The organism is Mangrovibacter plantisponsor (genome assembly GCF_003182475.1).
Lineage (GTDB): Bacteria > Pseudomonadota > Gammaproteobacteria > Enterobacterales > Enterobacteriaceae > Mangrovibacter > Mangrovibacter plantisponsor.
Genome location: NZ_QGTS01000009.1, coordinates 242,145 through 250,917 on the forward strand (window position 1 = coordinate 242,145; position 8,773 = coordinate 250,917).

Annotated in this window: 8 protein-coding genes; 2 read left to right on the forward strand and 6 right to left on the reverse strand. The window is 44.6% G+C overall.

Going from position 1 to position 8,773, the window contains the following annotated elements; all coding sequences use genetic code 11:
* Positions 1-64: 64 nt before the first annotated feature.
* The 3 genes from kexD to crrC form a co-directional block, all read right to left on the reverse strand.
* Complete coding sequence (kexD, locus tag DES37_RS16300) at positions 65-3,181, reverse strand: multidrug efflux RND transporter permease subunit KexD (protein WP_110026796.1); 3,117 nt, start codon at positions 3,179-3,181, stop codon at positions 65-67.
* Positions 3,182-3,218: 37 nt separating this feature from the next.
* Entirely contained in the window at positions 3,219-4,130 is a 912-nt protein-coding gene (locus DES37_RS16305; RefSeq protein WP_110026798.1) for an ABC transporter six-transmembrane domain-containing protein, read from the reverse strand.
* 203 nt (positions 4,131-4,333) lie between these two features.
* Positions 4,334-4,723, reverse strand: coding sequence for a colistin resistant protein CrrC (gene crrC, locus DES37_RS16310; RefSeq protein WP_110026800.1), 390 nt, complete (start codon positions 4,721-4,723; stop codon positions 4,334-4,336).
* Between the two features lie 258 nt (positions 4,724-4,981).
* Between crrC and DES37_RS16315 the strand changes: the two genes are divergently transcribed.
* Both DES37_RS16315 and DES37_RS16320 read left to right on the forward strand, forming a co-directional pair.
* Positions 4,982-5,683 (forward strand): response regulator, encoded by a 702-nt coding sequence (locus DES37_RS16315; RefSeq protein WP_032611657.1) that lies wholly within the window; start codon positions 4,982-4,984, stop codon positions 5,681-5,683.
* Positions 5,680-6,741 (forward strand): ATP-binding protein, encoded by a 1,062-nt coding sequence (locus tag DES37_RS16320; RefSeq protein WP_110026801.1) that lies wholly within the window; start codon positions 5,680-5,682, stop codon positions 6,739-6,741. The genes DES37_RS16315 and DES37_RS16320 overlap by 4 nt, the downstream gene beginning before the upstream one ends.
* On the opposite strand, the gene DES37_RS16325 is transcribed toward DES37_RS16320, so the two are convergent.
* The 3 genes from DES37_RS16325 to DES37_RS16335 all read right to left on the reverse strand — a co-directional run.
* The gene (locus tag DES37_RS16325; RefSeq protein WP_110026803.1) at positions 6,738-7,673 is read right to left on the reverse strand and encodes an ATP-grasp fold amidoligase family protein; all 936 of its coding nucleotides are present in this window, start codon (positions 7,671-7,673) and stop codon (positions 6,738-6,740) included. The two genes, DES37_RS16320 and DES37_RS16325, sit on opposite strands and share 4 nt — an antisense overlap.
* Positions 7,674-7,887: 214 nt before the next feature.
* Positions 7,888-8,610: an SDR family oxidoreductase gene (locus tag DES37_RS16330; RefSeq protein ID WP_110026805.1), complete on the reverse strand. Its 723-nt coding sequence runs from the start codon at positions 8,608-8,610 to the stop codon at positions 7,888-7,890.
* Between the two features lie 34 nt (positions 8,611-8,644).
* A partial coding sequence (locus DES37_RS16335; protein WP_146211490.1) for an IS3 family transposase occupies positions 8,645-8,773 on the reverse strand: 129 nt, incomplete at its 5' end.

An 8,773-nucleotide genomic window follows, 5' to 3' on the forward strand; every position in this document is an offset into this window, starting at 1 on the left:
TAATGTAATGCCAGCCAGTTCAGCAAGAAACCTGCTTTAAACTGGCCGGGACACAGGGCAGAGATTAGCCATTCCGACTATTCTCCGGTCTGTCTTTACGCATGCCAGTAAATTGTGTGATCGTCACGAAAAATACCGGAACAAAGAAAATGGCCAGTAGCGTTCCGCTAATCATCCCGCCGAATACACCGGTACCAATCGCATGCTGCGTGCTGTCGCTGGCTCCACTGGCGAGCATCAGCGGAACAACACCTAATGTGAAAGCCAGAGAAGTCATGAGTATTGGCCGTAAGCGCTGCTTCGCTGCCATCAATGTCGCATCAATAAGGCTCTTTCCTTCATTCATCAATTGTCTCGCGAACTCGATAATCAGAATCGCATTCTTGGCGGAAAGTCCAATCAGGGTTATCAGGCCCACTTTGAAAAAGACGTCATTCGTCATATTCGTAACGGATACTGCCAGCACAGCGCCAAGTAGCCCCAGAGGAACAACGAGCATGACTGCGAAGGGAATGGACCAGCTCTCGTAAAGCGCAGCCAGCACCATGAATACCACCAGTACCGAGAGCACAATAAGACCCGGAAGCTGTGATGCGGACTCCTTTTCCTGTAACGAACTTCCCGCCCACTCACCGGCGAACCCCGGTGGTAAGTGCTCAGCCAGTTTGTCCATTGCCGCCATTGCGGTACCCGACGATTTTCCCTGTGCGGCACTCCCGGTTATGCGTATGGCAGGATATCCCTGATAGCGTATCAGTTGCTGTGGAGCAGCATTCCACGAAAGCGTCACAAAAGTGGATAACGGAAGCATCTGCCCCAGACGATTTTTGACAGACAAAGCCAAAAGTTGTTCTGGCTGCATCCGGTACGGCGCATCCGCCTGGACGATAACCTGCTGAACCCGGCCATTATTGGTATAGTCATTAACATAATTGGAACCTGTTGCAACGGAAATGGTTTGATTTATCTCATCAAACGACACCCCCATGGCCTCCGCTTTTTCCCTGTCGATATCCAGGGCAAGGCTTGTTCCCTCACCAAGCCCATCAATATAGACATCGGCAAGTTGAGAATTATGATTTGCCTGCACAATAAGCTCTTCGGCCGCCTTCTTGAGTGCCTGATATCCTTTCCCGCCTCTGTCCTGTAAATAGTAAGTGAACCCGGATGAGGTTCCCATATCAGAAATTGCCGGAGGCAGCAGACTCATTGTCTCGGCATCAGGCACGTTTGCCATTTGGGACTGAATATGGTCGGCTTCTTCCTGTGCCGTGGTTCCCTTGCGTTGTTTCCAGTCTTTGAGGGTGGTAAATGCCATAGCCGAGTTTTGACCTGACCCTGAGAAACCAAATCCCAGGATCATGATGTTACTTTCCACAGCCTCACGGCGAGCGATTTCATCTTCAAAGCGATCGACAACTTTAAGTGTCCGCTGCATTGTGGCATCAGAAGGGAGCTGGATAGAGGACATAAAATAGCCCTGATCTTCATCGGGTAAAAATGATGAAGGTAAGGAAGACAGACCGGCAAACAATGCCAAACATAATGCAGCGTAGATCATCATCATACGGCCGGTACGCTTCAGAACAAATCCCAGACCAGTGGCGTAAAACGTCGTCAGGCGATGAAAGTGAGCGTTAAACCACGCTGAAAATGCGCTGCTTTTACCCTGATGAATACCATGTGGTTTGAGCAAGGTTGCACAAAGCGCAGGGGTTAACGTCAGTGCCAAGAATGCCGACAGTAAAATGGATATAGCCATCGAAATGCTGAACTGTCGATAAATAATACCCACGGATCCGCTGGCAAAGGCCATAGGGATAAACACCGCAGTAAGCACCAGCGTAATGCCAATGATTGCGGGCGTAATTTCACGCATCGCTTCCCGCGTGGCATCCTGTGGAGACATTTTTTTGTCTTCCATCAGTCGTTCGACGTTCTCTACTACCACAATCGCGTCGTCAACAATAATCCCGATGGCCAGCACCATTCCAAACATCGTTAAAATATTGATGGAATAACCGCTTAATAGCATTACGGTAAAAGTGCCGAGCAGCGCCACGGGGGCCACAATCGCAGGAATAAGGGTGCAGCGTATCTTGTGAAGAAAAAGCAGCATCACGAAAAAGACCAGGACCATGGCTTCAACAAATGTCTCAACTACCTTCAATATCGACAGTTTTACAAACGGAGCCGTATCGAAAGGCACGGTGAATGTCATTCCCTCTGGAAGTACACCGGACAGTTCTGTTAACCGTGCGCGGATACCCGACGCAGTACTAATCGCATTTGCGCCAGGAGACAATTGAATGGCGGCTGCCGTTGCTGGCACGCCATTTTCACGGATCCCAAATGCGTAACTTTGTAACCCGGATTCCACGCGGGCAACGTCTGCCAGTGTCACCCTGGCGGCGGAGGCCTGTGATTTAATCGTGATATTGCGAAATTCTTCAACCGAAGAGAGTTGCCCTTTTACCGTTATTGGATAGGTCACACCTTGCCCGCTAGCCGCAGGTTCATCTCCGGTTCTGCCCGGTGAAACAATCACGTTTTGTTGACTGATGGCGCTTAATACATCCGTAACTGAGAGCCCATAGCTGTGTAATTTCATCGGGTCCAGCCATATGCGGAGCGCCTTTTCCCCGCCAAAAAGCTGGACTTTACCTACACCGGGTACGCGCCGGAGTTCATCAGTAACATTCCTGGCAAAATAATCGCTTAAGTCAGCTTCCTGATAGTCTCCGTTTTGGGATTTTAATCCCACCATCATTAAAAAACCGGAATTAGCTGCCTCAACACTTATCCCATTCTGTCTTACCGACTGTGGCAGGCGAGATTCCACAATTTTAATTTGGTTTTGCAGATCCATTTGGGCGAGTTTGATGTCGGTTCCGGGTTTGAAGGTAACAGTAATTGACGCCATCCCCGTCGTGTCACTGGAAGATTCAAAATAGAGTAAATTGTCAACACTCGCAATTTCACGCTCGATCAGAGACACGACGGACGTGTTCATCACCTCCGGGCTGGTGCCAGGGTAACTCACTGAAATGATAATACCGGGTGGCGCAACGGCAGGGTATTGCGCAACCGGTAAACGAGGAATAGACAATAGTCCCGTCAGAACAATAAACAGGGCGATAACCCATGCGAAGATGGGGCGCTCAATGAAAAAGTGCGGCATCAGGTGTACTTCCAGTCAACATACAAAGGGTAAAAATTCAGCATGGTTTTCCTGATAAAGAGGTCTCATCGTCTGTCGAAACCCGTTTACCGATATCCCTGAGCTGGGAAAATTTCTCAAGAAGTTGTGGTGCGTCATCCAGGCTTGTTGCAAACATCCACATATAGGTCATGACGGAATAAATATGTCCGGCATTAATTCCGGACTCCATGCTCATCCTGATAATGGTCATGGAAAAGAGAGCAGAAACCAGAAGGCCTATGCATAAATATCCCCATGCCTCTCTGTCGGATAACACCACACGCAGGCGGGCAAGTGTTTCATAATGTCGCTTAAGAGCACCAAAAGACGCCTTGTTAACATAATCGACCTCTTTCTCAAGGCGATTATTGAGCCGTCTGTAGAATGTCTCATTTTTGAAAGTATAACTTGAGACAAAACACATCAGTATTGCCACGATGATCAAACAGGTTATTCCTGTCCAGAATTCAACCCATAACAGCATTATTGCTGCGCCGAAAAGGGAAATGATCGAGGTAATCAATACAGGCAGGTGCAACTCGAAGAAATCCACAAATTCACGGGACAGAGTGACTCTCGCAGCAATAGTCGAGTGATTAAGTGAATATTTTCGCTGGGCTAAAACTACTGTCACAGCAAGACTTGCGTAGATACGTGCAAATGTTCGCGTATCTACACTACGTCTGGTGGCTCCCATGCACCACATGAACAGAACCATCAGGCCATAAAGGGCCGCACGTGACGTCTGTCCGCCCAGGATGGCATTGATCGCCATGCCCGCCAAAATGGGGTAGAGCAGGAATGCAACGTTTTCAGCAATAACCAGCATGAAAGTAATGCATAATTTCTTCCGGTACCGCCAGGCAAGTCTCTTCAGTGAGGTAGCAACCCCGGGAGCCGTTGGTTTGTTGTTGCCTTTATAAATCATAATAAATGTGTATTAATCATCGGAGTGTAAAAGTATTCTGCCGTTGGTTTATTATTTGAGCTAAGTAAATGAGGCAGCATAATAGAGCTGTCATAAAGACATGCGCTAAGTGTAACGTGATGATGTCAATCGTGAATGGATGTTTTATGGAGGATATGTGTACTCCCCCCTTAAGTTGAGTATCATTCTGACAATGCATAATATCAAACCATTCTTAAACATAAAAACAAAGGTAGTCCGCACAAGAAAACCAATAAAAAACATTCATAATAAAAAACAAAATCATTAATATCTGGAGAACTATTCAGAAACAGATGTAGTACAGTAATGGCTTGTAGAAACAGTAAGATAAGACCGAACGTTATTGCAATGAAACTTTTTAAAACCCCAGGTTTTTTCTGAAGAAAAAATGATAATGCAGCAATGATTATCAAAACACGAATTAGTAAAGATGAAGGTAAAGTGGATTCTACTTTTTCATTAATTGCATGCACAAGGTGAAGCCAGGTAGATAATAACCCATATGTAACGACACAAAATAAAAGTGAGGCCATCAAATTCTCACGTCGGAATAAAAATTTAGTCAGCATCATAACTCTCTTTAGACAACAGTACATATTGCATGTAACCCTCAACATGGTTGTAGATTATTGCTTGGCGATGTTGATTAATTATTTATAAAATGTGTAGTGAATATGGAGAGCGTGGCTGGTTAAGTTTGCAATAACTTTTTAATGAACTTTTTAAAATAATATCTGTCTATTAAAGTTAAGTTGAAAAATCATTAAGCATGACGATAAAAGGTATTTCTGGGTAAAATGCATGTTGTCATCAGCACTGTGGAAGAAAATATGAACAACAATCTGATTATCGTCGCAGAAGACGATGATGACATCGCCGCCATACTGACGGGCTATTTAAATAAGGCTGGCATGAAAACCCTAAGAGCCGAAGATGGCGAGCAGGCGATCAACCTTACTCGTCAACACAAACCCGACCTTCTGCTGCTGGACATTCACCTGCCCGTATATGATGGCTGGAATGTTCTTACAACGTTAAGAAAGGAAACTAATGTCCCCGTCATCATGGTTACAGCACTTGATCAAGACGTTGATAAACTGATGGGCCTACGGCTAGGGGCTGACGACTATGTGATAAAACCCTTTAATCCATCAGAGGTTATTGCCAGGGTTGAAGCTGTACTTCGCAGAACCAGACCGGTTGCAGAGTCTACACATTCACGGCCTTTAAGAACGCCTTTTATAACGATTTATCCTGATGAGTTTTACGTTGAAATCACTGCTCAAGGTGAGGTTTCCACGCCAGTATTAACCACCACAGAGTTTAAGCTTCTGACCTATCTGGCAAGAAACCCGAGAAAAGTCTGTTCTCGTGAAGAGTTACTTGATGCGTGTTTGCCTGAGGGAGACTCGCTGGATCGCACTGTAGACAGCCATATGAGTAAACTTCGGAAAAAGCTTGAACATGCCGGATTGAAGGGCATTCCGGAAAGCATCCGAGGATTAGGGTACCGGTTGGGTGACAAAAAATGAACAAAGAAACGATCCTGAGCCGTCAGATTTTGACATATATGCTGTCTTTAACATTCGTTATTATTGCAATTGCCGTACTGGGTTCCTATTTGTTTTACAGTTTCTTGATTGACTATCTTCCGGGAGGGGGAAACGTTGAAAATGAAGACGCTATGACCTTTCTTGATTGGATGTGGATCTTAATCGCTTCATTAACCAGTCTGGTCGTTTCGCTCTTTTTTACTGTAAAACTATCCGCAAGAATATTAAAACCCTTGAATGATGTAGCGAACAGCCTGAAACAAATCTCTCAGGGGAACCTTAGCGCAAGAGCGATTAACTGTGGTTCTCAGTTGGGGGAAATGAATAAACTCGTCGATGATTTTAATGAGATGGCGGAGAAGTTACAGACGCTGGATGCACAGCGAAATTTATGGAATGCTGCAATCGCTCATGAACTCCGAACACCTGTGACTATTTTGCGGGGCAGGCTTCAGGGACTGGTTGACGGTGTATTCGAACCAGAACCGCCGCTCTTCAGAAACCTCCTTAAACAAACTGAAGGTCTGACTAACTTAATCGAGGATCTTCGAGTCGTGAGCACCTCTGGAGGAGCAGGATATTCCTTGATGCTCAGTGAAGTCGATCTTGCGACGCTGATCACCAGTGCGCTTGATACCTTTTTGCCCGACTTTGAAACAAAACGCTTTAACATAATGACTGAGCTCAGTTGTCAGCGTTGCATCTGCGATCCTTCACGTATTTTTCAGTGTCTGACCGTTCTTTTTGACAATGCCTTAAAATATTCCACACCACAGACGCTTTTTGTAAAGAATGGTATTGTAGGAAACGATAATTTTATTATCGTTCAGGACAAAGGACCTGGAATTCCTGAAGAACTCCAGAAGTCCTTATTCCAGCCTTTTCAGCGAGGAGAATACGCTAAAAATATTAATCCAGAGGGCTGTGGTTTAGGGTTGTCGGTAGTTAAAGCCATTATGCGTGCCCACGGTGGCGACGTGAGCTATGGTATAACGCAAGAAAATGGTTCACTTTTCAAACTCTCCTGGCCTGTTTAAGGGCATGAATAAACAGGCTCGATTGGGCCTGTTTTAGCAAGAGACAGATCCCACATACTGCCGAGTTTGGCGTCCCATATTGCTGGGGTGATTTTAAGTTTGCCTCTTTTCGGACTTAATGTTATTTCGCTGAAATAGATATCTTCTCCTTTTAGCATAAGATCGACGCGGCAGTAGTCTATCTCTTTTGCTAACTCCTGGGCAGCAATAACAGATTGATGAAAAGATTCTGGTTCATCAACCGGGGATGGCGTATTTGGGTACTCCATCTGAAAGGGTTGTAAATTCCACGATCTGTCATAAACGTTAATGAATCCGTTTCCATCACTGTCAGTAAAATCGGCCTCGATAAAACATGCTACACCGTGGAAACAATGAACTCTTAGCATTTCTGGTGTTACCATCTTGTTTTTATTGGAAAATATATCCAGATACATTTCGCAGAGAATCACAGGTGGTATATTTTTATACTGCCATTCTCGGGTCGTATAATACATATTCTTTTTAAGCGATAGTTTTAATTTGTTTTTAGCCAAAATGGGATCAAAATCCGTTCTGTCAGTACATATGACCGTGCTACCACTATCATGATTGCATTTCAAAACAAATTTAGTGGGTAGTTTGTCGAAATCAATATCATCAACTCTGTTATAAATACCTAATAAAGGATTAAGCTTGATTAATTTCGTCCGCTTCTCAACATACTCTCTGACCAGAAGTTTATCTGCAAGCATTGTATAAAATGGATCGTGTCTAAATAAAATGCGATGGCAAATTTTTTCATTAAGCGTTACTGGGTTACGCAAGTCCGGATATGTTCCAGATATCTTGCTTAGCCTGTCTGCATGAAATGAAATATCATTGGTTAAAATTGTCCTGCTTTTCCTCAACAAATACTCGATATATTTGATGTGATGGTTTATGTTATTCATAACACCTCCTGTTCAGAATGAAAATTCTGACAGAAGATTATTGATTTATTTTCAGCAAATTATGGAGAGTATATGGACCGATATGCTTCTTTATTAACATAAATTAATCCGGACCATTTTCCGAGCCCTTGCACAAAGCGGACAAGCTAACTGAGCCAAAGGTCCGCCATGAGCGAGAAGCGGAAGTTGGCTACTCTGTTCAACGTTCCCAAATTCAGCCTTTATTCCCCAGTTTTTCGCGTGTAGGACCATCAAAATAGATGCTACTAATGTGGCAACTACGCGGTTGAGCCAACACAAAACGAATTGTTTCCCAGACCGAGCGCCCATTCATTAAACGCTCCCCCATTTTGAATTGGTTATCGACAAACGTATCTAATCCTGTCAGTTCGAAATCTGGGGGATATAACCCAGTCACACGTATATTTTCTTCGGACAACTGGTGTGAGAGTTTAGTTGTAAACCCGCTAAGGCCGTGTTTACTGGCAAAAAATGCGGGATGCGCAATTGAATCTGTAAAATTCGGAATCCCACATAAAGATATAATTGAGACTATATCCGCACTTTCTGAACGTCTTAAGCTGGGCAGCAATGCCTGAGACAGTAGAATCGAACCTGTTAGTCCTGAGCTGACAGTATTGATAATTTCTGAGTCTGGTTGATCGTCTAACGTTCCGGATAACCACTGAGCAGCATTGAGGATTAAAATGTCTATGGGCTTATCTGAAGTTAACAACTGTGAAGAAAACTGATAAAGGGATTCAGGCTGGGTTAAATCACAGATATATCCTTTCGCAATTCCGCCTTCAGCCGAGATGATACTGCAAGTTTTTTGAATATCATTGGCACGCCTCGCGCAAAAATCTACCTCGACGCCTTCTCGTGCCAACCACACGCTCAGCGCCTGACCAAATCCCCCGCCACCACCGGTAATCACAGCCTGATCCTACCCACGAAATGTGGACACGGCCCTAAGCGAGGTTTTCGTTTTCAAATTGTTCCGGACTGAGACCGCCACAGGCACTGTGACGACGCCACCGATTGTAATCGCACTCGATATAATTAAACACCGTCGTCCGCATTATTTCCCGACTGATAAA

What these genes read in the sequence shown, in the direction of transcription:
- kexD (WP_110026796.1), bottom strand. Translation starts at nt 3,181, where the DNA reads ATGCCGCACTTTTTCATTGAGCGCCCCATCTTCGCATGGGTTATCGCC.
- DES37_RS16305 (WP_110026798.1), bottom strand. Translation starts at nt 4,130, where the DNA reads ATGATTTATAAAGGCAACAACAAACCAACGGCTCCCGGGGTTGCTACC.
- crrC (WP_110026800.1), bottom strand. Translation starts at nt 4,723, where the DNA reads ATGATGCTGACTAAATTTTTATTCCGACGTGAGAATTTGATGGCCTCA.
- DES37_RS16315 (WP_032611657.1), top strand. Translation starts at nt 4,982, where the DNA reads ATGAACAACAATCTGATTATCGTCGCAGAAGACGATGATGACATCGCC.
- DES37_RS16320 (WP_110026801.1), top strand. Translation starts at nt 5,680, where the DNA reads ATGAACAAAGAAACGATCCTGAGCCGTCAGATTTTGACATATATGCTG.
- DES37_RS16325 (WP_110026803.1), bottom strand. Translation starts at nt 7,673, where the DNA reads ATGAATAACATAAACCATCACATCAAATATATCGAGTATTTGTTGAGG.